Origin of the sequence: Sporosarcina ureae (genome assembly GCF_002101375.1) — a bacterium.
Taxonomy (GTDB): Bacteria; Bacillota; Bacilli; order Bacillales_A; family Planococcaceae; genus Sporosarcina; species Sporosarcina ureae_B.
The window spans coordinates 861473-884073 of sequence record NZ_CP015207.1 but is presented as its reverse complement, the minus strand read 5'-3'; the positions used below and the strand labels follow the sequence as shown (position 1 = coordinate 884073).

Here is a 22601-nt window from a genome sequence, read left to right as displayed (position 1 = left end):
TACATTGAAGAGGAAAATATATTAGCGATAACACTCGAAATGTCTGTAAAATTCAGCGAGTATTAAAATAAGCACCCGCTAGTAACGGGCGCTTCAATTATTTCTCTTCTTGCAAGGCTTTATATAATTGACCTTTGCGTGCATAATCATTAACGATTCTTGTCATGTCTGCACGATCTTCGTCAGTTAAATCACGAACGACACGGGCAGGAGAACCGAGTGCTAATGTGTTAGGCGGAATCTTCGTACCTGGAGTTACCAAGCTGCCAGCACCTATGAATGCACCTTCTCCAATCTCTGCCCCATCGAGCACGGTCGCACCCATTCCAACAAGTGCACCGGTTTTAATCGTGCAACTATGGAGCATCACTTTGTGACCGATCGTCACATTATCTTCAAGAATTAATGGATATTTGGGGCTTTGATGTAGACAGCAGAAATCCTGTATATTTACTTTTCGTCCTATAACAGTAGGAGATACATCCCCACGTATAACGGTATTGAACCATATAGACGATTCAGGTCCTATAGTTACATCTCCTGAAATCGTTACGTAATCCGCAATATAGACGGATGGGTCAATCTCTGGTAATTTACCTTCGTATGGATAAATCAATCAAATCTCCTCATTTCTAAATAATCATGTATAATTTATCGTAACAAACATTTAGTATTTGTGAAACATAAGAATGAAATGAATAGAATAAGATAGTCAAATAAGGAGTGGTAACTTTGTGGAAATGGGAAGCAGAAGGTAAGGCAAAAGGTGTTATCGTTCTTGTACATAACGCTTATGAGCATCATAGAAGATATGTATGGCTCATACAGAAATTTCGAAGCGATGGCTTTCATGTTGTAGCTGGGGATTTACCTGGTCACGGCAAAGAAAGTGTCGAAGTGCATGCGGAGGCATTTAAGGATTACCGAAGATTTATCAAGAAAATGATCCGAAGCGGTTTAGATGATAATTTGCCTGTATTTTTATTTGGGCATGGATTGGGTGCTACGTTCTTACTTCGTTTATTACAGATGGAACGAATCGAATGTGCAGGAGTCATTTGCACATCACCTTGGCTACATCTGGAACATCATCCGCCGATCCGGGCGAAAATGTTTACAAAATGGTCTCAATCGATGACGTTGGATCATGAAATTACACCTGAACTTCTATCGCGTAATCCTGAATTCTTAGAGCAATACGCTGAAGATCCAATGTATGTATCTATTGTGACAGGTGGCTGGTACCGTGAATTACAGACACTCATGAGATCTGTCATGCAACCAGATTTAATTATCCAAGATGTACCGTTATTACTGCACACGGGAGAAGCGGATCAAATCACCAATACCGATTACACACGCAAGTGGGCATTCGCACAAAATTTATCTGAATTGCAATGGAAACGATGGAAAGACGTTGACCACGATGTCATCCAAGCGCCTGAGCAAGAAGGGGTCTATTTATATACACAATCATTTATCAATAATGTACTTCATTCACTCGGATATATTATCGAATGAAATAAGGTCGTGAACATATGAGAGAACGTCTGTACATAAGTGTAGCTGGAGCTTTAGGAGCGAGCACAAGGCTGCTGGTCGGTCATCTGTTGATCGTCAGCGGTTCTTTTCCTATCGCGACATTCTTAGTGAATATGATCGGTACGTTGCTACTATGCTATATAGTGGAACGAGCTCGTCTCGGAGGAAGGCTTAACCCTTTAGCAGTGACAGTTATTACTACGGGATTCCTTGGTGCATTTACGACGTTTTCAGCAGTCAGTATAGAAACGGTTGAATTGCTAAGTAATGGACTTTTTGTACTTGCTGTTGTATACGTGGGTAGTAGTTTAATAGGTGGACTGGCTATGGCGGCGTTTGGTTTTTCATTAGCTAGGAGGCTATCGGCATGATCTGGCATTTCATAGCAGTTGGTTGTGGCGGATTTATAGGGGCGCTATTGCGTTTTGAAGTGTCTGCCAAGCTCAATAGAAAACGTTTGCCATATGGAACGTTGCTTGTTAATTCGGTTGGGAGCTTCTTCATCGGCTGGATCATAGGTTCAAATATTTCCCTCAGTTGGACACTGTTTTTTGCAACAGGTGTGGCGGGTGCTTTAACGACGTATTCTACGTTAATGAAAGAGATTTGGACGTTCTGGACTGAAGGTCGAAAATTTCATGCTGTTAGTTATACACTTGCAACGTTCATAGTAGGTATAGGCTTGGCCTTTTTAGGTTTTAGCTTATAGAAAAGAGGTTCTGATGAGTAAGAAAACGACACCAAAAGTGAAACAAAACAAACGTAAGAAAATGATTACTTCACTCTTCATTGCCCTAGGAATTGCGATTGTTGCAATATATTTCCCAGAACTACTTGTGGAAGAGGAAAAAGAACCGAGTCGTCAAGGTCTTATTCCTGTTGAATTGGTCAAAACAATTGACGGCGATACGATCAAGATTATGTATGAAGGTAAAGAAGAAAATGTACGGTATTTATTAATTGATACACCAGAAACGAATCACCCCCGGCTTGGTAAACAGCCTTACGGACAGCAAGCTAAGGTACGTAACCAAGAGCTACTGCAAAAAGGTCAGCTTGAAATCGAATTTGATGTAGGCGGAAAATATGATAAATACGGCAGATTATTAGCGTATATATACATAGACGGCAAAAGTGTGCAAGAGCAGTTATTGAAAGAGGGATTAGCGAGAGTCGCTTATGTGTATCCGCCTAACACACGGCATTTGGATGCATTTGAAAAAGCTGAGCAACAAGCCAAGAAATCGGGCATAGGCATCTGGACGTTGGAAGACTATACAACAGACCGAGGTTTTGATAGTGAGAAATATCCCGCTGATTCTGTGAAGATACCTGTATATGGTGAAACACAGGATTTCAAGAATTGTACAGAGCTACGTAAAGTATATCCGGAGGGCGTTAAGAAAGGACACCCTGCGTATAAAGAACATCTAGACGGCAATAGTGATGGTCAAGCTTGTTAATAATCGAAATACGAAGTAAGTGACATAGTACTGTTGATCGTTAGTGGACGCTTTCCATTTACGAGTAACTAGGGCGGTATTCCTGTATATAAATGCTAATCAATCAGTAAAAAAGTAAGAAGAGGCTGGGACAAAAATCGAAAAATGCATGAAGGGTCATTCTTCTCCTTCATGCATTTTTCTTTTTGACTACGTATTTATAAAAGTAACTTTTGAGATACAGGAGCGCAGGGGAGCGGACTATTTTATAGTTCTGTTCCAGTCTCTTCTTTTTTATCAAAACACTTCATTATAATTTGTAAGTTCTCGTAGTGCGCGTTCTTCAGCGGGGATCCGGACGGACAGCATCCAAATGTTTAATAATAGAAACAGCCCGGCTGTAAAGTACGCACTAAATAGTAAAGGTAATACAATCAGTTCAGTTGTTACAATGACATAGTTCGGATGGCGAATCCAGCGATAAGGTCCTTTTTTCTGTACGTCCGCCCCAGGTAGTATAAGAATTTTAGTGTTCCAGAACTTCCCTAACGACGACAGACACCAGACACGTAGTACTTGCATCAATAGGAAGACTGCAAGTAACAAGCCCCAGAGTGGTGATAGAGGACGATCGAATACCAGAACTTCGATTAACAAGGAAACGAAAAATGCCGTATGCATCAATACCATCCATTTATAATGGGATGCGCCGATTTCTATTGCGCCTTTACTGCGGATCCACTTCTCGTTACGATTAGCGACGAACAATTCTACTAACCGTTGCATGACGACGATGATAAAAACAAACAGGAAGAGCCTACCCATCTTACTGCCACTCCAGCAATATTAGTTCTCCACAGAAGCCTGGGCCAAGTGCCGCCATTAAACCGTATTCCCCTTCAGTAGGCCGTTGCTCAATGAAATCCTTAAGTACATAGAGCACAGTAGGAGACGACATGTTTCCATGATCTTGCAACACTTTTTTCGACGTTGCAGTTTGCTCTTGATCCATATCCAATGCTTTTTGATAGGCGTCTAATACTTTTTTACCGCCTGGATGGGCAACGAAATGTTGTACATCTTCCATTGATAGATTATGATCTTCCACAAATTGATGTACGAAAGGTCCTAACCAACTTTTGATGACGGTTGGAATACTCTTTGAAAATACGACATGCAAGCCATCGTTTTTAATGTCCCAGCCCATCACGTCCTCTGAATCTGGCATAAAACGTGAAGACGTTGCACGGATATGCGGCATCGGACGTGTACTTTTAATGGAAGACCGTTCTCCAGAAACAAGTGCGCAGGCAACACCATCTGAAAATAACGATACACCGACCAAGTTACTTTTAGACACATCATCTCGTTGAAACGTTAAGCTGCAAAGCTCTATAGCGAGAACGAGAACATTCGATTCAGGATAGGCTTTACAGTAATCAAAAGCACGACTCATGCCCGAAGCACCACCTGCGCAACCAAGGCCCCAAATGGGGATACGTTTAATATCATGTCGAAATGGTAATTGATTAATAAGACGGGCATCGATACTTGGTGTGGCGATTCCACTACTTGAAACAAAGAAGATCGCGTCTATTTCAGCAGCATTCACCGGACGCTCAAGCGTAGTTGTGTTGGAGAGACATTCCTCCACTGCCCGTTTGCCAAGTGCCAAAGCATGCTGAATATATAAGTTGTTTTTTGTTTCAAAATCATGTGGCTCCGCATACCAATCTAACGGCATACATACTTGTCGTGAATCAATTTCACCGTTTTGGAACACTTTCAATAAGCGGTCAATATCTTTAAATGAATCCGAAAATAAAGAGCGGGCAAATGTCATAGCCTCTTCCTGTGGCAAATCAACAGGTGGTCTAACGGTACTGACAGATTGAATAATTGGCATAGGGTTACCTCCGATAAAATTAATGGCAAGCGCGAGCAGTAAATGATGTCGTAGCTTTTTGTAGACTATATGCAATAGAAGGAGTGGACTTGCCTTTAAGATACAATTAAGTATAGTAGATCCATCCCCTAGTACATCAGTCAAAAATGCTCAAGTGGCTCTTCAGCAAAAAATCGCCTAGACTATGAGAGTAGAAAAAGAGTTATCACCGCTTTGGAGCGTCTGAATATCATGATGCTCCCTCGGTAGTAGGTTTTTCACATAAAATACTGATGGCACATTTGACCTCGCTTCCTTCGGCTATCCGAGTCGGATCAGGCGGTGTCATGCTATCTCACTATTCCCCTAATAAAGAGGTAGAAAACTTCAAAGTGTTAGAAGTATGGTTTTCTGGGGAAATTGGTGCAGGCATCGATCGTAGTCACAACAAGTAACGGAAGGTTATGTAGCCTAAGAAATCATATTCGTTTCTACAGCTTCTCACTTTCATGATAAACTGAAGTCATACGAACTGATTATGCAAGAACTTTTGAAAGGGGCTAAAACTAATGAAAGTAATTGATACCAAGAATCAGCTAACTGAAAAGAAAAAACATGTGGAAAAAGTAGCGAATGTCGACAATGCAATCTTCATGAATATTCAATTGCGTGCAGGTGAAGAAGTGGCCGAGCATGATGCGAATAAAGAAGTATTCATCATCGTGCGTAAAGGAAAAGTGCGGTTCATAGTGGAAGGCGAGCCGATTGATGTAACGCCTGACAATGTCTTGCATATGGTGCCGCTGGAAAGACATAGTTTGCACGCGGTGGAGGACTCGGATGTATTCGTTATTCAAGTTAAGCCGTGAAAGTAATATAAACAGAGACACAAGTATGACTTGTAGTCTCTGTTTATCATTTGGCTTCATTTAAGGTTGAATCGTTTTACAAAATTCACGCAAACTAGAAACGAATCCTTCAGTCTGTTCAGCAGTTCGTTTTTTCGGACCGCGCAAACGACCTCCTGCTCGGCGGATTTTCTGTGCTTTATGACGTGCTGCGAGTAATTGATCGATATTGTCATTCGTATACCATCTACCATTCTGATCAAGTGGCAAACCTTGTTTCGCCAGTGCCATAGCAGCCAAACCATAGTCTTGAGTGACGACAATATCCCCTTTCTTTATACGGTTCACCAATACAAAGTCGACTGCGTCGGCACCTTTGGAAACAGTAATCGTCTCAGCGCCTTCTCGATGCATTTCATGTGCAGTATCACATATTAATACGCAGGAAAGACCGTACTGTTTTGCAATCCCGATTGTTTCGTTAATTACCGGACAGCCATCTGCGTCCACTAAAATCGTTGTCACGTTGTCCCTCTCCTCCTACTCCTTCTAGTAGGTTTAGTATAGCAAATATCGGGAAAGATAAGTAAAAACGCGAAGTTGAGGTGATGAAATGGCTGATTTATCAAAAGAACAACGAACTACTGTAGAACAACGTGAACAATATGGACGTGAAATGGATGCAAAGAATGCTGCCATGGAGAACATAGAAGTACCACTTGAAAACAGAGCATTGGCAGATCACGAAATTCCACCACCTCTAACAGAAGAAGAAGTAAGAGCTAAAGTCGGTAATCAAAACTACCAAAATGCGACCGATGACAACGCACCGACATCAATAGGTAGCTAATCCAGTCATGTGAAACACTAGGGACATCATGGATGTTCCTTTTTTGCGTTAAAAGCTATTAATGAAACTAACCTGTTAGGCAAATCGTATACATACTATATAACTAGATAATGGAGTGATGAAAAATGAATGAAGGATATTTCGTAGGGTGGGGTACATTAGCTTTAATCAATGCAGTATTGGCTCAGGGAAAAAACAGAAGCGGATTGAACTGGTTTTTACTATCTTTGTTTTTAGGACCGCTGGCCACTCTCTTCTTAGCACTATCAGGTAAAAAGTGATAAACTATTTAGGAAACCGAAATAGTGAAGGGAGCTATTATTACTATGAAAATTAACGCAGAGATTTTATTCTCAACAGATGGACAAATAACGAAAAATTTATTGGTAAAGCAATTCGTTGACAATCAAGCTGAAGAATTTTCCACGTTTGTACATGACGGAAAACAGTTAGTCGTTATAAAAAACAAAGAATGGAAAACATTGGATGAAATTCGTAGTGTTGCAGGTGAAATATCTCGCAAGCTAGCGACACAAAAGGTAGATTATGCTTCGATTCAAGCGGATCAGTTAGCACAAAAATGGTCATCTGTAGATGAAGCAGTCACGGCTTTTGTCGAAGGATGGCACCTTGGCGCCTATAACTTTGACCGCTACCAATCTAAAAAGGCGGACCCTGTCACTACATTAAATGTAATAGGTGCAGATAAAGGCGCAGTCAAATCAGGAGAAGTACGTGCTGCCGCGATGGCATTTTCCAGGGACTTGATGAATGAACTTTCTGATGTGCTAAACCCAGAGACGTATCCAGAAGTATTAAAAGACCATTTCAAAGGAACAAAAGTAAAAATAGATGTACTAGGCAAAAAAGAAATCGAAGACCGCGAAATGAACGGCGTATTAACAGTTTGCCGTGGCAGTAAGTATGAGCCCTCATTCGTTGAGATGACATTGCAGACAGATGCATCAAAACCACTCGTAGCTCTTGTTGGAAAAGGCGTAACATACGATTCAGGGGGGATTAGCTTAAAAGGCGGACGCGATGATAGTGACATGCGTATGGATATGGGTGGTTCAGCAGCTGTCAGCGGTGCATTATCACTACTAGCTCATTCAGATGCAAAAGTGAATGTAGTTGTGCTGATTCCAATGGTCGAAAATACACCTGGACCTGATGCAGTAATGCCTGGTGAAGTTATTCAATATAAGAATGGCATTAGTGTACAAGTCGGTAATACAGATGCAGAAGGACGTTTGATTTTGGCTGACGGATTAATTCGGGCAGGAGAATTACATGCAGATTATACAGTCGATATCGCTACATTAACTGGCGCGGTTGTCGCTGCTTTAGGTACAGAAGTCGGTGGCGTCTTTGGTGATGAAGAGTTGTCTAATAAACTGAAGAAAATTGGCGACCAAAACGGCGACTTCGTTTGGCCTCTTCCGCTAGTAGATGCATATGAGGAAACGCTTGACAGCGCTTATGCTGATTGCAATAATATGAGTTCTTTAACTGTCGCAGGTTCGATTACAGCTGGTCTCTTCTTGCGTAAGTTCGCCCCGAAGAGTAACTGGTTGCATGTAGACATGGCAGGTGTCATGGATAAGCAGAAGTCAAAGGGATATTACACAAAGTCTGCAACTGGCTACGGAGCACGCTTGCTTGCGGATTATGCAGTGTCGTTGACTAAATAATATCAAAAGAATGTCTCAGAAGTTACGATACTTCAAGGGGCATTCTTTTTTCTGTTTTTGATGTTCGTATTAACATTGGGTAACAACAGTTAATAAGGGGGACGCATAGGAGAGAGCTTACAGCGTGTCCATAAGTCTTATCCTCATTACGTTGTCTATCTACGTATAATCCCACCTACACATTATCTAGAACAAAAAGAAATGATCGAGGTCAGCGCGTTATGACTTCGATCATTTGATTGTAAACTCTCATAAATACAACGAAGGGGAGGCGATTCCTGCCAGAATGATTAACAAAGACACTGATGCGATAATCGCAGGCTTCATAAATGCTGGCTCTTCTTTCACCAACTCCTTGATCGCGTAAATTATAGAGATAACAAAAATGAATGGCCATACGAACCAAGTCCATAGATAGAGAATACTTAAAAGCTTCATGATGCTAATAAACATAGACTTCACTCCTAACTTAAGAATAAGAGCTCATTAGAAAAAATGATTACTATACAAGACAATATGCTCTTTTACTTTTGTTTCCCCTAATTTATACAATTCACACTTTTTGTAATGAGATATATACTGTTTTTTATGATTCATTCGTTTTATAAACGTATGGAAGTATTTACTTGCGAATAGCATCGTTACTACGTCAAAATGAACAATAAAAAGACGCGTGAGAAAAAATCCTCATGCGTCTTTCATTATTTACATAGAACTACTTCACGCGAAAAAGTACCTTTACGTGCAAGACAACGATCTGCTATCTCAAATCCAGCAATTTCGAGCATTTCGTCCATATTCTCAATTGTAATGATTAAACAATTTTTTGCAAAGCGACGAGCTTCTTTCAAAATCTCGAGTTGGCCTTCTGCTGTAATGTGGGTAAATAAATTATACGGCATATCAATGATTGCAATATCGTATTCTTCATCGACTTCAGCAATTGGACCTATAGTGACATTGCCTTCCAAATCAAAGTAGTCGATATTTTTCCGTGAACCATAGACGACAAGCGGATTAATATCACGTCCTTCAATAGGTATCCCCATAGATAGTGCTTCAACCAGTACAGTGCCAATTCCACAGCAAGGATCGATGACGCGTTTCCCTTCAGGATGGGGCACCGCTATATTGACGGCAGCTCTGGCTAATCGGGTACCAAGCGCGGTAGAATACATATGCGGCTTCTGTTGGTGAACATGCCAATCAGAAGAACTGTAAAGTAAATTCCCTGCATACCAGCGATCGTCCAAGTGCATGATACCGATGAACACTTCAGGATGATCCAGTTCTGGCTCACCTTTTACCTGTAATCCTATGGACCGCTCTATTTTACGACGAGTATCATGATCAATTTTAGCTGTTCTTCCAAGCACCATATCATTTAAGCAGACTGTCTTAAATAATTGATCAATTTCCAGCCGAGAAGCTTTGTCAGCCAGCAATTCTAAACTGTCTGCATCCAGTAACACTTCGAGTCGTGTTTGTATGAACGGACTTCGTGAAGGATCAACTGCTATATCACTGACGACCACGTTATCTTCTACGTCATGGCCAAAAAAAGCCCGCATTTCCATCCGACATAATTCCTTTTCATCACGGTGTCGAATATACGTGTAGATAAACTGCGATGCCATCAGTTACTTGCTCTCATTTTATGCAAATCACCAAGTACTTCGTATAGAAGTTGTAATGCATCTTTTATAGACATCGTCTCATCAAAACCTTTAAGCGAATCAAACGGAATATTCAATTCCCAGAAACCTTCATTGTCTGAAAATGAAATACTAAAGCCATGTAAGTTGTGCTGAAGTTTTTCTTCAATAAATGTGCGAATTATTTCGCCTTCTTTTTTCTTGCCTTGTAAACCGAATAACGCCATATACGTTTCGAAAATATCATCCACTTCAAGTGCCAGCGAATCGACTTTGATTTCATCGAATTCCGGTGACTCGACAAAGAGAAACTCAGCTATATTAGATTTCAAATACGAGATGGGTTCCTGTGAAAAGCCCTCATCCGCAAAGCGTACGGTTTCCTCTGTTTCTTTTTCGCATACTTCTATTGTTTTAATTGTAAATGTACTCATTTTATTCACTCCTCGTTAGTAAGTATACCGGATTGTTTTTCGGGATACCACGGATTTAAATGAATTAACACTTCATCGACGTCTTCATTTTTTGCCATGATCAAATTACGTAATCTACTCGAAATAATATGGCCTTCTTGTATCGTTAAATTACCACTGATACCGATACGGATATCTACCAATACGTAGTGACCATGTTCTCTTGCACGTAAGCGGTCAATTCGCTTCACTTCTGGAATGGAATGAATCAATTCTTCAAATGCGATTAATCGCTCGTCGCATACGCTTTTTTCCATTAATATATCAATACTTTCCTTACCGATTTCTATAGCGATTTTAAAGACAAGAATGGAGACGATAATACCGGCGATGGGATCTCCATATGTGAGTAGCGGCCATGCGTAAGCATCTCCAATTAAAGCAAGCCCAATTCCTATCACGGCAGCAAGCGAGGCATAGACATCGGCTAAGTGATCATACGCCGTTGCGATCAGACCTTTACTGTTCTCCGCTGTACCGATACGAATGGTGTAGACATAGAGTATATATTTCCAAATGAGTGATACGATCGCAGTAAGTAAGGCAATCTTACTCGCTGTAGTAGGATCTTCAAATAAAGCCATTATAGCTTCAAAAGCAATATAGATCGCGGCTAACCCTAAAATAATAGCGACTATACTTGAACCAATTACTTCCGCTTTGCCGTGTCCATACGGATGATCTTCATCTGCAGGTCGTTTCGAAATTTGCATGGAAGTCAATGCAGCGGCAGAGGCAACTACGTCCCCTGCGTTATGGAAACCGTCTGCAAGTAAAACGGGACTTTTGAAAACAAATCCGACGATCAATTTTAATACAGTCAAAATAATATTACTAAATAAACTGATCCAGATAGCAAAGATGGCAGAAGTAGAATGTTCACGTACATGAATTGTCATAAAAGTTTCCCTCCTCTAAGAGTGTTTCCTTTAAGCAACAAAAAAACCTCGCGTAGTTTAGGCGAGGTCATACATAATTGTACTTGTTGGATTGGGACAAAGTTTGTCAATGTCATCACTCATTCATTTGTAGTTCAATTATTATCCCATATTTATACGGTTTATGCAAGCAGACGCAATATTACTCAAAGTAGAAAAAAATCGTCAACTGTGTCAGAATAATAGAATAGATACGTTGCAAGATGGCAATAGAGATAGTTGGTATACACCGTTATGAATAAAAATACAATATAAGAGGATTGATGATGAATGAAACTTTGGGGCGGTCGTTTTAGTAGTAAAGCAGATGAGATTATGGAAAAGTTCAACAGCTCTTTGCCTGTTGACTATCGTCTTTACAGAGAGGATATCGCAGGTAGTATTGCACACGTAACGATGCAAGTTCATTCTGATTTATTGTCACCTGAAGAAGGCGAATTACTCGTGAATGGCTTACAGTCGATTTTGGCAGATATCGAATCGGGAGAATTACAAATTGCAGGTAATTATGAAGATATTCATTCATTCATTGAAATGAACCTAACTGAGCGAGTAGGGGAGACAGGCAAGAAATTGCATACAGCCCGCAGTCGAAACGATCAAGTAGCTGTCGATATGAGACAGTATGCGAGAAACCAAACCTCTGTCGTTATAGATGCACTGCAAGTTTTAATTGATTCACTTGAAGCAAAAGGAAAAGCCAATAACGTGATTATGCCAGGCTATACGCATTTGCAGCGCGCGCAAGTCGTCACATTCGGCCATCATTTGGGCGCGTATGCACAAATGTTCAAACGCGATAAAAAACGTGTGCAAAACGCAGCGGAGATTTTGAATGAAAATCCACTTGGCTGTGGTGCACTAGCTGGCACGACACATAATATCGATCGTCAAGTGACGACTGCATTACTAGGGTTTGATAAGCCAGTAGATAACTTCCTTGACGGAGTTAGTGATCGTGACTACTTAGTAGAATTGATGTCCGACTTCTCCCTCATTATGATGCATATGAGCCGTTTAAGTGAGGAACTGATTCTTTGGAGCAGTCAAGAGTTCCGTTTTATCACCATCTCAGATGCCTATTCAACAGGAAGCAGCATCATGCCACAGAAGAAAAATCCGGATGCAGCAGAACTAATCCGTGGAAAAACAGGACGTGTATATGGCTCTCTATTCGCTTTACTCACGACGTTGAAAGGATTGCCATTAACATATAATAAAGACATGCAGGAAGACAAAGAACAATTCTTTGACGCGCTTGATACAGTACTTGATTGCTTGGAAATCATGTCTAAAATGATCGACACTCTACAGGTACATGAAGATCACATGAAAGCGGCGATTAAAAGTGGATTTCTGAATGCAACAGAAGTAGCGGATTATTTAGTCGCAAAAGGCACTCCGTTCCGTGATGCCCATGAAATCGTTGGAAAAATCATCATTTATTGTGAGCAGGGAAACAAAGCGATTGAAGATTTGACTGTGGGTGAACTCCAAAAATTTAGCGACCATATCGAAGACGACATCTATGAATACATCGATTATGAATCTATTATTTTAAAAGGCAATAAAGGATTGATGAAAGAACAGTAATTCTGGAAATGAGATTAGTTTGTACGTTCTCAGTAAAACTGATCCATAACAAACACGTAAAAAGCCTGCGGAATGTCCGCAGGCTTTTTACTATTCGACACGAGGCTTACCTTGAACAGATGCCACAATATAACCTATTGCGCCAAACACTATAGCAGGTAAAATCCAGCCGACCCCTTGTTCATATAATGGTAAGAATTCCAATATATATGTAACCGGTACCAGATCGATATTGAATGCACGTAGTACGTCAAAGAATCCAATAAGACCTGCTGCTAGTAAACCGTAATTATATACTTCATGATAGCCTTTAAATAACGGGTGTAACAATCTGAAAGTTATTAAGACAATGGCTAGCGGATACACTCCGACTAGTACGGGAATAGTCACGGCAAGCAACTGCGTGAGGCCAACATTCGCAACTATCATGGAAAAAGAACAAATAATAAATACAAATGCTTTATAAGAGATCTTAGGTACGACTTTGGAAAGGTATGTAGCGCTAGCGGTAGTCAATCCAACAGAAGTTGTTAAGCAAGCTAGTGTTACTGCAAGTCCAAGTAAGTATAATCCGTTATTCCCCATCAAAGCATATGCAAGTTTAGCTAAAATATCTCCACCGTTTGCTGCGCCTTCTGCTACGGAGCGGCTCGTCATCCCTAAATAGGCTAATCCAGCATAGACAAAACTCAGCCCGAGTACTGCAATGGATCCCGCTTTCATTGTAATGGAAGTAATGGCTTTTCTATCTGTAATACCTTTCGCTTTCACGGCATTTATTACGATAATAGCGAAGACGAGCGCTGCCATTGCGTCCATTGTTCCGTAACCTTCAATAAATCCTTTATAAAAGTAATCTTCTGCATAAGATCCTTGCGGTGCGCCCGCTTCACCCACTGGGTTGATAATACCCGTCACCACAATAAGCGTTACGATAGCTAGCAATATGGGAGTTAAAATACTACCGAAACGATCGACTATTTTATTTGGCTTAAATGACAGCCAAATCGTCACTGCAAAAAATAGAATGGAAAACAGCGCCAATGCTAACCTAGCATACGAATCCGGCACAAATGGAGAAACGGCAATTTCAAATGAAACAGTCGCTGTACGCGGAACACCGAAAAACGGTCCAAGTGCTAAATATATAACGAATGGAAATATCATAGCGAATAAAGGTGATGCTCTTCCGGCTAAATCGCTTAATTGATTACCGCTCATAGTTACTGCAATTATGCCAAGATAGGGAAGACCCACTCCCGTTATTAAAAAACCAGCCAGCGTAATCCATGTTTGCGTTCCTGCTAGTTGACCAAGTAGTGGTGGAAAAATCATATTTCCTGCACCGAAAAAGAGGGCAAACATCGTCAGCCCTAGTTTGAACGTATCGAGTTTTGTAAATCTATTCATTTGGAATTCCTCCTGAGGTACTTTGAAAAGTGTATGTATTTCGATAATTAATTGCATGTTAATGGAAAGTGCCCATGAAAAAGGATTCTCCTAAGAGAATCCTTCATAAGATTATCCCATAATGTGGTAGCCGGCATCTACATAGATGACTTCACCTGTCACACCACTCGATAAATTACTTAGCATCGCCACCGTCATATCCGAGACTTCTTCAGGCATGACGTTACGTTTTAATGGCGCACGTTCCTCAATTTGACTGAGGATTGTATTAAAGGAAGGAACACCCTTTGCGGACAATGTTCGAACCGCACCGGCAGAAATCGCGTTGACGCGAATATTTTTTTCACCTAGCTCTGATGCCAAGTAGCGTACAGAAGCTTCAAGAGCTGCTTTTGCAACACCCATTACATTATAGCCTTCAAGAACTCGTTCTGCTCCTAAATAACTCATCGTAATAATCGCTCCACCTTCTGTCATGTAATGACGGGCTTCACGTGCTGCTGCCACCAATGAATATGCACTGGAATCTTGTGCGAATGCATATCCTTCACGAGTCGTTTCCACGAAAGGATTATGCAAATCTTGTTGATGTGCAAATGCGATGGAGTGGACTACTCCATGAATAACACCAACATGCTCGCCAATCGCTTTGAAAGCCTGCTCGATACTTTCATCACTATTTACATCACATTGTACAATTTGTGTGGCTGTAAATTCACTTTTAGCTAATGCTTTTTCTAATTTATCACGAGAGCGATCTTTACGGTATGTGAAAATGACATTCGCACCGACTGAGAATAATGCTTTTGCTACTCCCCAACCAATACTACGTTCATTTGCAACACCCATAATCACAATGTTTTTACCGGATAGTTTTAATAAATCTACCATAATAGCCTCCTGAAAGTTTATTCTTCATTTGATCATATTATACCCTCCATAATAATAACATATAGTGAAGGGGAAGTTATAGCATTTCTATAAGCCCTTTTTAATAAGAACAGAAAGAGAATTTATAAATTGACTGTTAATAAATAAAAATACAGTTGACTTTATAATTATACATACGTATACTTGTGTTTAATGAATAAAGAGGTGATGGCGTTGAAGGTTGGAATCGTAGGAGCGTCTGGATATGGTGGCCTAGAATTGATACGGTTACTACAAAACCATCCGGAAATTGAACAGATTGATTTATACACTTCCTCAGAAGTGGGGGCGGTCTTTTCCCAAAAGTATCCACATCTCGTGAATATTCACGATCAGCCGATGAAGGCTATAGAACCTGAACATATTAGCAAGTTGGATACAGTGTTTTTCAGTACACCGGCTGGCGTTACCACTAAATTACTACCTTCATTAGTAGGCGCAGGTGCTAAATTAATTGACCTCTCGGGAGATTTTAGACTGAAAGATCAAGCAACTTTTGAACAGTGGTATCAAAAAGATGCACCGCCACTTGAACACTTGGAGAAAAGTGTATATGGACTCCCTGAATGGAATAAGCAGCATATTGCTGATGCGGAAATCATTGCGAATCCAGGGTGTTACCCGACAGCAGTTCTACTATCTTTACTTCCGTTATTGAAAAATAAACTGATTGACGGTAGCCGATTAATTATCGATGCAAAAAGTGGTGTATCTGGTGCAGGCAATAAGCCGAGCCAGGCGACTCATTTCAGTGAAACGAATGAAAATTTCTCTATATATAAGATTCATCAGCATCAGCATATACCAGAAATTGAACAAGCAATGAATGCATTTGCTGATCAGCCTGAACCCATTACGTTCACTACGCATCTGGTTCCCATGACAAGAGGTATCATGACGACGAGCTATGCGAAAGTAAATGGACAAGTAACGCAAGAACAGCTGATAAATTGCTTGCAAGAAACATATAAAGACAGTCCGTTTGTTCGGATTTTGACAGATGTGCAAAGAATCAGTACAAAACAGGTATATGGCTCTAATTATTGCGATATACATGTCAAAGTAGATCCACGAACAAATCAAGCAACGATTATAGCAGTCATTGATAATGTGGTGAAAGGGGCCGCAGGACAAGCTATACAAAATATGAATATCCAATATGGTCTAAATGAAAAAACGGGAATCGATATCATTCCATTATGGATTTAAACTATTAATTGGAACACAAGAATTGAGGGGAGCACTACTATGGAAACTATCGAAAGTATGAAGCGCATCTCGCGTAAAAATATTATCTCACCAAAAGGGTTCAAGGCAGTCGGCATTCACTGTGGGCTAAAACATAAGAAAAATGATTTGGCTCTATTAGTTAGCGAAGTGCCAGCGAGTGTTGCGGGTGTCTTCACAACGAATGTAATCCAAGCAGCTCCACTTCAAGTCACAAAAAAAGTAGTTTATGAAACGCAAAAAATGCAGGCGATCGTCATTAACTCTGGTAACGCAAATGCATGTACAGGAAAGCAAGGCATGCAAGATGCAATGACTATGCAGCAAAAAACTGCAGAGCACTTAGGAATCGATTCCAATCTTGTTGGAATTGCCTCAACAGGTGTGATCGGCGAACAAATGAATATGGGACCTTTACTATCGGGTATTGAAAAGTTACAACCGATAGATACATTGGAAGGATCCATTCAGTTTTCCCAAGCAATTTTAACAACAGATACCGTAACGAAAAATACTGCATATGCAACGGTGATTGATGATCGTGAAATAGTAGTAGCGGGTGTTGCAAAAGGTTCCGGAATGATTGAACCGAATATGGCGACGATGCTGGGCTTCATTACAACCGATGCCAATATCGAGTCTGAACATTTACAAACCGCACTAAAAGAAATTACGGATGTAACATTCAACTCCATTACGGTAGATGGAGATACATCAACGAATGATATGGTACTCGTTATGGCAAACGGACTTGCGGGTAACCATTCATTAACTCCAGATCATCCCGAATGGCAATCTTTCGTCGATGCATTGCATGCTGTGTCACGTGATTTGGCAAAAATGATCGCTAAAGACGGAGAAGGTGCTACTAAATTAATCGAAGCGAAAGTTACAGGTGCAGTTTCGGATGAACAAGCGCGTCAAATTGCGAAATCTGTTGTCGGCTCACCACTTGTCAAGACGGCAGTATTTGGCTGTGACGCCAATTGGGGGAGAATTATTGCGGCAGTCGGATATAGCGGCGCCACAATAGATCCTGAAGATATCAAAATCTATATCGGCGACACAGTAGTAGTAGAAGGCGGGGAACCCATTCCGTTTTCAGAAGAAAAACTGTTGATCTACCTAAAACAACATGAAGTGAAATTCGCAATAGAATTAAACCAGGGAGCTGGTCAAGGAATGGCATGGGGGTGCGATCTTACTTATGACTACGTCCAAATCAACGCAACATACCGCACGTAAACGACAGGTTATTAAACTAGGTGGCAGTATGCTAGACGAGTTAGGTGATAATTTTTTTCAAGGTGTGAAAAAGTTACAGCAAGATGGTGTTCAAGTAATTATTGTTCATGGCGGAGGCCCGAATATTAATCAAGAGCTTGAAAATCAAGACGTCACTTCGACTGTAGTTAAAGGATTCCGTGTTACGTCTGCTGAAGCAATTGGTATCATCCAGTCGATCATGATTGGTCAAGTAAATCCAACGCTCGTACATCGCTTTAATCATGAAGGAATCAAGGCGATTGGATTAAGTGGATTCGATGCGAACTTATTTACATGTGATGTACTTGACTTTGAAACGTATGGTTATGTGGGAGAAATAAAAACAGTTAAAACAGAAGTCCTGGATGCGCTACTAGATGCCGGAATTATTCCTGTTATTTCTTGTATTGGTGCAACCGCATCTGGAGAACCATTGAACGTTAATGCGGATACAGTCGCGAGTCGAATTGCATTAGCTGTGAAGGCAGAAAGTTTATTATTAGTGACAGATACATCTGGAATCAGGATTCAAGATCAGCCCCAAGCGGAAGCGGGACCCCAAGCTATTTATAGCTGGATTAAAACAGATGATATCTACGGAGGAATGATTCCGAAAGTAATGGCGGCCATCGATTGTCTAGAAGCGGGGATTCCCTCTGTACAGATTGTCTGTCAAAAACTAAAAGGAACGGTCATTACCAATGAGGAGGCAATTGTGTGACGTATTTATTCAATAACTATGCAAGACGTGCGGTGCATCTCGTTAAAGGCCAAGGTACCGTAGTGACAGACGATAAAGGGAAGGACTACTTAGACTTTACTAGCGGTATCGCAGTCGTCAGTTTAGGACATGCTCATCCCGCGATCGTTAAAGCATTGCAAGAACAAAGCGAAAAGCTATGGCATATTTCAAATTTATTCGAAAGTCCAGAACAAGAAAAACTTGCTGAATCATTGACAAGAAATACGGATTTGTCGTATGCGTTATTTTGTAACAGTGGAGCCGAAGCGAATGAAGCTGCAATTAAACTAGCACGTAAACATACAGGAAAACATCATATCTTATCGTTCAAACAGTCATTTCACGGGCGGACCTTTGGCGCAATGGCCGCTACCGGTCAGGATAAAATCCAAAAAGGGTTCGGTCCGATGCTAGAAAGTTTTGAAGCCTTGCCATTTAATGATGTTGAGGCTTTGAAACAAGCGACGAACGATCATGTCGCTGCCATCATGTTAGAAGTCATCCAGGCGGAAGGTGGAGTCAACTCCATTGAACCCGCTTTCGCTGAAGCAGTTATGGCTGCATGTAATGAACACAATATTCTTCTCATTATCGACGAAGTACAGACAGGCATTGGACGTACAGGAACTCGCTATGCCTACGAGCAGACTGCACTAAAACCAAATATCGTATCACTTGCTAAAGGTCTTGGTGGCGGGTTCCCGATTGGAGCATTGCTAGCTAGCGAAGAGTTATTCAATACATTCGGACCCGGCACACACGGTACAACATTTGGCGGAAATCCATTAGCGGTCTCAGTTGCCCAAACAGTAGTTGATCATGTGTTTGATCCTGCTTTCTTAAAGGATGTACAAGAAAAGTCTACGTATCTGAAGCAACAACTCCAATCAGAATTACCTAAAGATAAATATTCAATTCGCGGTAATGGATTACTAGTTGGAATTCATTCAAATAATGAGGTTGGTTCATACATCCAAGAGGCCGAAAAACAAGGCTTGCTCCTAGTACCTGCTGGAACGAATGTTATCCGTCTGTTACCACCACTGACAGTTTCAAAAGAAGAAATCGACCAAGCGGTAGCGATTTTAAAGAAAATATTAACGTAATAACAATATGAATTAAAGTAGTCTGCGAACTGCTATTCAATTAACAAAAGATCTCCCTGAAGTCTAAAAACTTCAAGGGAGATCTCTTTTTTACATAGGTTTAAGTTCGAGTTTAGGTCGGGTGTAAACTCAAGTACTAAATTAATTACCATCCAACATTCAATGAACGACAAACCGTAATAACCACACGCTTCGTAGGGAGTGTAGAACAGAGCGGACGAGAAGGATCAAGCCACACTCTTGGGAAAGCGTCATCTTGGAATGGTAACTCACAGCCCCTTACCGGCTACACTTCTCCATTACACTTATTCTTACAGTTTTTTAAAAGAAAGCTATCGCCTTTTTTTGAATTCTTTCTATACAAAGAATTATTGCTCAGGTATAGTTAAGGCAAAACAACCTAAGAGAATGGAAGTGTCCTAAACTTGAAACAGATATGTGCATTAGTGCTAACGACGATGCTAGTCCTATTTGCAATACCGACTAACTCACTTGCCGCCGTCTTCCAAGACGTACTTCCTCAGCACTCAGCCGCTGATGAAATACGATATCTAGTTGAAAAAGATATCATCATAGAAAAACCAACTGCCAAATACCGTGTAAACGAACCGATCACACGCCTCGAAGCTTCAGGAATGATCCAACGCGCACTGAAAATCTCGGTAGATAATAGACCTGATGCAAATCTGTCAGACGTAAAGCTGTCCCATCCGCATTACGCACTCATCGCCACCATGGTCGATGAAGGTATTTTTATGGGTAACGAGAAAAATGAATTTCAACCGTATGGCAATTTGAAACGTGGGCAAATGGCAGCGGTATTCGTTCGCGCATTCGATCTGACAGGCAAATCCACGTATCGATTCCGTGACGTGCCTGCAACGTACTGGGGTTTATCTGACATACAAAAGTTATCTGTAAATGCCATTACAACAGGCTATTTAGATAACACATTTAAGCCCAATCAAACATTAACACGTGGACACTTTGCAGTATTTCTTGCACGAATTCTTGAGCCTGACTTTAGAGAGCAATCTGCTTGTTATAAGCCGAATAACACACCAGTGCAAACTGTTAATGTTCCTGTTACAACACTTTGGAAAGAGCCAGGAAAATCGCGAACAGTGGATGCTTATGCCACAAACAAATTGCCTGATATTACGAAGTGGGTTGCTGCGATGAGTTTGCGTGAAAAACAATGGTTAGTAGGTAAATTAGAAACTCAAGCACTATATGGTCAAACAGTAAAAGTCCTGCAGACAAAAGGTGACTGGGTTCAAGTGGCAGTAATAGATCAAAGCTCTCCTAAAAACGCAGCAGGTTACCCGGGATGGATGCTGAAAAATCATTTAACGACAGTATACCCTAACTATGCAACATGCGACACAGCCATGGTAACGACGAAATCAGCCGCACTTACAATTGATGAAAATGGCAAGCAACCTTTTCGTTCCATCAGCTTCAACACGATATTGCCTATTATTGATATCATGGATAATAAACTTGCTGTCCAGACACCTGCTGACGGGGTGAAGTACGTTGATAGAAGTGCAGTGAAGATAGTAGGGGCGGATGGAGTCATGCCAAAGCCTACCACACAGCAAATCATGGAAACAGCCAAGCTATTTAATGGATTAACGTATCTATGGGCAGGAACTTCAGGATTTGGCTTGGATTGCTCTGGATTCACTTACTCTGTCTATCGTCAGCATGGTATTGATATACCACGTGATGCATCCGTGCAAGCACTAAATGGAACATTGATACAGAAGAAAGATTTACAACCGGGTGACTTACTGTTCTTTGCCTATAATAAAGGTAAAGGAACTATACATCATGTAGCGATGTACGCAGGGAACGGTCAAATGATTCACGCACCTAATCCTAAACGTACTGTAGAGATCATCCCGATGACTGCGGAACCGTATAAATCAGAATATGTTTCAGCTAGAAGATATGTAAAATGAAAAAAGCGCACAGACAATGATGTCTGTGCGCTTTTTCATCTGTTTTACAAATTTCCTTCATACAATACATTATCACTATTTAAATCAATAACTTTTAAATGGAGATTGTCTTTGATGAAAATACTCTTGTATACTTTTTGTCCGCTTTCATTTTCAAAAAGAATGATGCGTTTATTTTGATTATCCACTTTCACTTGAGCTGTTAACTCGTCCATCGGAATATGCTCTGCCAATACCTCGGCTTCTTCATGTCCTAACAAGTTGGAATTAGAAGGTTTGTACGAAGCATTCGATTCTTCACTAGGCACATCTTCTGAGGGTGTTTCAGTGCCAGCAGATTCATTAACTTCAGGTTCTGCTAGTTCCTCCTCAGGCTCTATTAAATCAACCGGGTTGTCCTCATTTGCTACAGGTTTTGTTTCCTCATCAGTACTACATGCAACCAAAAATACAGCGAGTGCAGGTAAAAGCCACGATTTTTTCATACAGATTCCTCCCTGTTTATTTTTATTTAATGTGTTGAAAGTGTAAAAGCTAATTAAAGATAAATCAATTGACTCGACTTTAATAATCAGGATAAAGAGGGATTCTACTGTAAAAATTGAATGAGTAAAGTAGGATGTCCACATAGAATTTTCAAGCACTTTATGAACAATACAGGAGGAACAATTATGAAGAATATCGTGCCTGTAGATGGATCAAATACGGGATGCAAAGTAATAGATCATGCGTTAAATGAGCGAAGTTATCTGATGAGGAAATAGTATTATTGAATGTTCAACAAACACTACAGGAAGTGGGTCTACGAACGATTAAAAAAAGTAATAATATGTTGCAAGGTAAAGCTGTGAAATACTTTGCGAAAGTGCGTATCGGCAAGCCTTCCATGGAAATTATCGCAGAATTAAATGATAAAGAAGTTCGATATATAGCGTTGGCAGTAGGAAACGGTAAAGCGGTAGCAATTGGCAGTATCAGTAAGTAAGTTTTACCGTTAGCTAAATGTCCGATAGTTTGAATTCCTGAGTGTTCT

Annotated in this window: 26 protein-coding genes; 15 read left to right on the top strand and 11 right to left on the bottom strand. The window is 40.6% G+C overall.

Features of this window, described 5'->3' with window-relative positions:
- Positions 1–97: 97 nt before the first annotated feature.
- Positions 98–616 (bottom strand): gamma carbonic anhydrase, encoded by a 519-nt coding sequence (locus tag SporoP8_RS04260; protein ID WP_085131388.1) that lies wholly within the window; start codon positions 614–616, stop codon positions 98–100.
- A gap of 107 nt (positions 617–723) precedes the next feature.
- Here SporoP8_RS04260 and SporoP8_RS04255 point away from each other — a divergent pair, with 107 nt between their 5' ends.
- From SporoP8_RS04255 to SporoP8_RS04240, 4 genes are read left to right on the top strand one after another with little or no spacing between them, the layout of a single operon-like run.
- Entirely contained in the window at positions 724–1521 is a 798-nt protein-coding gene (locus SporoP8_RS04255) for an alpha/beta hydrolase (protein ID WP_232319202.1), read from the top strand.
- 17 nt (positions 1522–1538) lie between these two features.
- Positions 1539–1913: a fluoride efflux transporter FluC gene (locus SporoP8_RS04250; RefSeq protein ID WP_085131386.1), complete on the top strand. Its 375-nt coding sequence runs from the start codon at positions 1539–1541 to the stop codon at positions 1911–1913.
- Positions 1910–2251 carry a fluoride efflux transporter FluC gene (locus SporoP8_RS04245; RefSeq protein WP_085131385.1) on the top strand — a complete coding sequence of 114 codons (342 nt, stop codon included), beginning with the start codon at positions 1910–1912 and terminating at the stop codon, positions 2249–2251. The genes SporoP8_RS04250 and SporoP8_RS04245 overlap by 4 nt, the downstream gene beginning before the upstream one ends.
- A 13-nt stretch (positions 2252–2264) precedes the next feature.
- Entirely contained in the window at positions 2265–3005 is a 741-nt protein-coding gene (locus tag SporoP8_RS04240) for a thermonuclease family protein (protein ID WP_085131384.1), read from the top strand.
- Between the two features lie 276 nt (positions 3006–3281).
- Here the strand turns inward: SporoP8_RS04240 and SporoP8_RS04235 are convergent, their stop codons facing one another.
- The gene (locus SporoP8_RS04235) at positions 3282–3809 is read right to left on the bottom strand and encodes an isoprenylcysteine carboxyl methyltransferase family protein (protein WP_085131383.1); all 528 of its coding nucleotides are present in this window, start codon (positions 3807–3809) and stop codon (positions 3282–3284) included.
- A 1-nt stretch (position 3810) separates the two neighbouring features.
- The gene (locus SporoP8_RS04230) at positions 3811–4890 is read right to left on the bottom strand and encodes a type III polyketide synthase (protein WP_085131382.1); all 1080 of its coding nucleotides are present in this window, start codon (positions 4888–4890) and stop codon (positions 3811–3813) included.
- Between the two features lie 548 nt (positions 4891–5438).
- On the opposite strand from SporoP8_RS04230, the gene SporoP8_RS04225 reads away from it, so the two are divergent.
- Positions 5439–5738: a cupin domain-containing protein gene (locus tag SporoP8_RS04225; protein WP_085131381.1), complete on the top strand. Its 300-nt coding sequence runs from the start codon at positions 5439–5441 to the stop codon at positions 5736–5738.
- A 60-nt stretch (positions 5739–5798) separates the two neighbouring features.
- Here the strand turns inward: SporoP8_RS04225 and SporoP8_RS04220 are convergent, their stop codons facing one another.
- A complete protein-coding gene (locus tag SporoP8_RS04220; protein WP_085131380.1) occupies positions 5799–6242 on the bottom strand; it encodes a YaiI/YqxD family protein in 444 nt (147 codons plus the stop codon).
- A gap of 88 nt (positions 6243–6330) precedes the next feature.
- On the opposite strand from SporoP8_RS04220, the gene SporoP8_RS04215 reads away from it, so the two are divergent.
- The 3 genes from SporoP8_RS04215 (at position 6331) to SporoP8_RS04210 (ending at position 8261) form a co-directional block, all read left to right on the top strand.
- Positions 6331–6567: a hypothetical protein gene (locus SporoP8_RS04215; RefSeq protein ID WP_085131379.1), complete on the top strand. Its 237-nt coding sequence runs from the start codon at positions 6331–6333 to the stop codon at positions 6565–6567.
- Between the two features lie 125 nt (positions 6568–6692).
- A complete protein-coding gene (locus SporoP8_RS16615) occupies positions 6693–6848 on the top strand; it encodes a hypothetical protein (protein ID WP_198166067.1) in 156 nt (51 codons plus the stop codon).
- A gap of 45 nt (positions 6849–6893) precedes the next feature.
- Positions 6894–8261 carry a leucyl aminopeptidase family protein gene (locus SporoP8_RS04210; protein WP_085133551.1) on the top strand — a complete coding sequence of 456 codons (1368 nt, stop codon included), beginning with the start codon at positions 6894–6896 and terminating at the stop codon, positions 8259–8261.
- 249 nt (positions 8262–8510) lie between these two features.
- Here SporoP8_RS04210 and SporoP8_RS04205 read toward each other — a convergent pair whose 3' ends face one another.
- From SporoP8_RS04205 to SporoP8_RS04190, 4 genes are all read right to left on the bottom strand, one after another.
- The gene (locus SporoP8_RS04205; RefSeq protein ID WP_085131378.1) at positions 8511–8714 is read right to left on the bottom strand and encodes a hypothetical protein; all 204 of its coding nucleotides are present in this window, start codon (positions 8712–8714) and stop codon (positions 8511–8513) included.
- A 248-nt stretch (positions 8715–8962) separates the two neighbouring features.
- Positions 8963–9898 (bottom strand): TRM11 family SAM-dependent methyltransferase, encoded by a 936-nt coding sequence (locus SporoP8_RS04200; RefSeq protein WP_085131377.1) that lies wholly within the window; start codon positions 9896–9898, stop codon positions 8963–8965.
- Positions 9898–10350 carry a hypothetical protein gene (locus SporoP8_RS04195; protein ID WP_085131376.1) on the bottom strand — a complete coding sequence of 151 codons (453 nt, stop codon included), beginning with the start codon at positions 10348–10350 and terminating at the stop codon, positions 9898–9900. Before SporoP8_RS04195 ends, SporoP8_RS04200 begins: the two co-directional genes overlap by 1 nt.
- A gap of 5 nt (positions 10351–10355) precedes the next feature.
- Positions 10356–11288, bottom strand: a complete 933-nt coding sequence (locus tag SporoP8_RS04190) for a cation diffusion facilitator family transporter (RefSeq protein ID WP_085131375.1) — start codon at positions 11286–11288, stop codon at positions 10356–10358.
- Positions 11289–11597: 309 nt separating this feature from the next.
- Here SporoP8_RS04190 and argH point away from each other — a divergent pair, with 309 nt between their 5' ends.
- The gene (gene argH, locus SporoP8_RS04185; RefSeq protein ID WP_085131374.1) at positions 11598–12920 is read left to right on the top strand and encodes an argininosuccinate lyase; all 1323 of its coding nucleotides are present in this window, start codon (positions 11598–11600) and stop codon (positions 12918–12920) included.
- Positions 12921–13010: 90 nt separating this feature from the next.
- Here the strand turns inward: argH and brnQ are convergent, their stop codons facing one another.
- The gene (brnQ, locus tag SporoP8_RS04180) at positions 13011–14330 is read right to left on the bottom strand and encodes a branched-chain amino acid transport system II carrier protein (RefSeq protein WP_085131373.1); all 1320 of its coding nucleotides are present in this window, start codon (positions 14328–14330) and stop codon (positions 13011–13013) included.
- Between the two features lie 111 nt (positions 14331–14441).
- The gene (locus tag SporoP8_RS04175) at positions 14442–15221 is read right to left on the bottom strand and encodes an enoyl-ACP reductase FabI (protein WP_085131372.1); all 780 of its coding nucleotides are present in this window, start codon (positions 15219–15221) and stop codon (positions 14442–14444) included.
- Positions 15222–15428: 207 nt separating this feature from the next.
- Between SporoP8_RS04175 and argC the strand changes: the two genes are divergently transcribed.
- The 5 genes from argC (at position 15429) to SporoP8_RS04150 (ending at position 21568) form a co-directional block, all read left to right on the top strand.
- Complete coding sequence (gene argC / locus SporoP8_RS04170; RefSeq protein WP_232319201.1) at positions 15429–16469, top strand: N-acetyl-gamma-glutamyl-phosphate reductase; 1041 nt, start codon at positions 15429–15431, stop codon at positions 16467–16469.
- 39 nt (positions 16470–16508) lie between these two features.
- Positions 16509–17732 (top strand): bifunctional glutamate N-acetyltransferase/amino-acid acetyltransferase ArgJ, encoded by a 1224-nt coding sequence (argJ, locus tag SporoP8_RS04165; RefSeq protein WP_085131370.1) that lies wholly within the window; start codon positions 16509–16511, stop codon positions 17730–17732.
- Positions 17695–18474, top strand: a complete 780-nt coding sequence (argB, locus tag SporoP8_RS04160) for an acetylglutamate kinase (RefSeq protein WP_085131369.1) — start codon at positions 17695–17697, stop codon at positions 18472–18474. Before argJ ends, argB begins: the two co-directional genes overlap by 38 nt.
- Positions 18471–19601: an acetylornithine transaminase gene (locus tag SporoP8_RS04155; protein WP_085131368.1), complete on the top strand. Its 1131-nt coding sequence runs from the start codon at positions 18471–18473 to the stop codon at positions 19599–19601. The genes argB and SporoP8_RS04155 overlap by 4 nt, the downstream gene beginning before the upstream one ends.
- Before the next feature lie 425 nt (positions 19602–20026).
- Positions 20027–21568, top strand: coding sequence for an NlpC/P60 family protein (locus SporoP8_RS04150; protein ID WP_085131367.1), 1542 nt, complete (start codon positions 20027–20029; stop codon positions 21566–21568).
- Between the two features lie 44 nt (positions 21569–21612).
- Here SporoP8_RS04150 and SporoP8_RS04145 read toward each other — a convergent pair whose 3' ends face one another.
- Positions 21613–22053 carry a hypothetical protein gene (locus SporoP8_RS04145; protein WP_085131366.1) on the bottom strand — a complete coding sequence of 147 codons (441 nt, stop codon included), beginning with the start codon at positions 22051–22053 and terminating at the stop codon, positions 21613–21615.
- Positions 22054–22337: 284 nt separating this feature from the next.
- Here SporoP8_RS04145 and SporoP8_RS04140 point away from each other — a divergent pair, with 284 nt between their 5' ends.
- Positions 22338–22553 (top strand): hypothetical protein, encoded by a 216-nt coding sequence (locus tag SporoP8_RS04140; RefSeq protein WP_085131365.1) that lies wholly within the window; start codon positions 22338–22340, stop codon positions 22551–22553.
- Positions 22554–22601 lie beyond the last annotated feature (48 nt).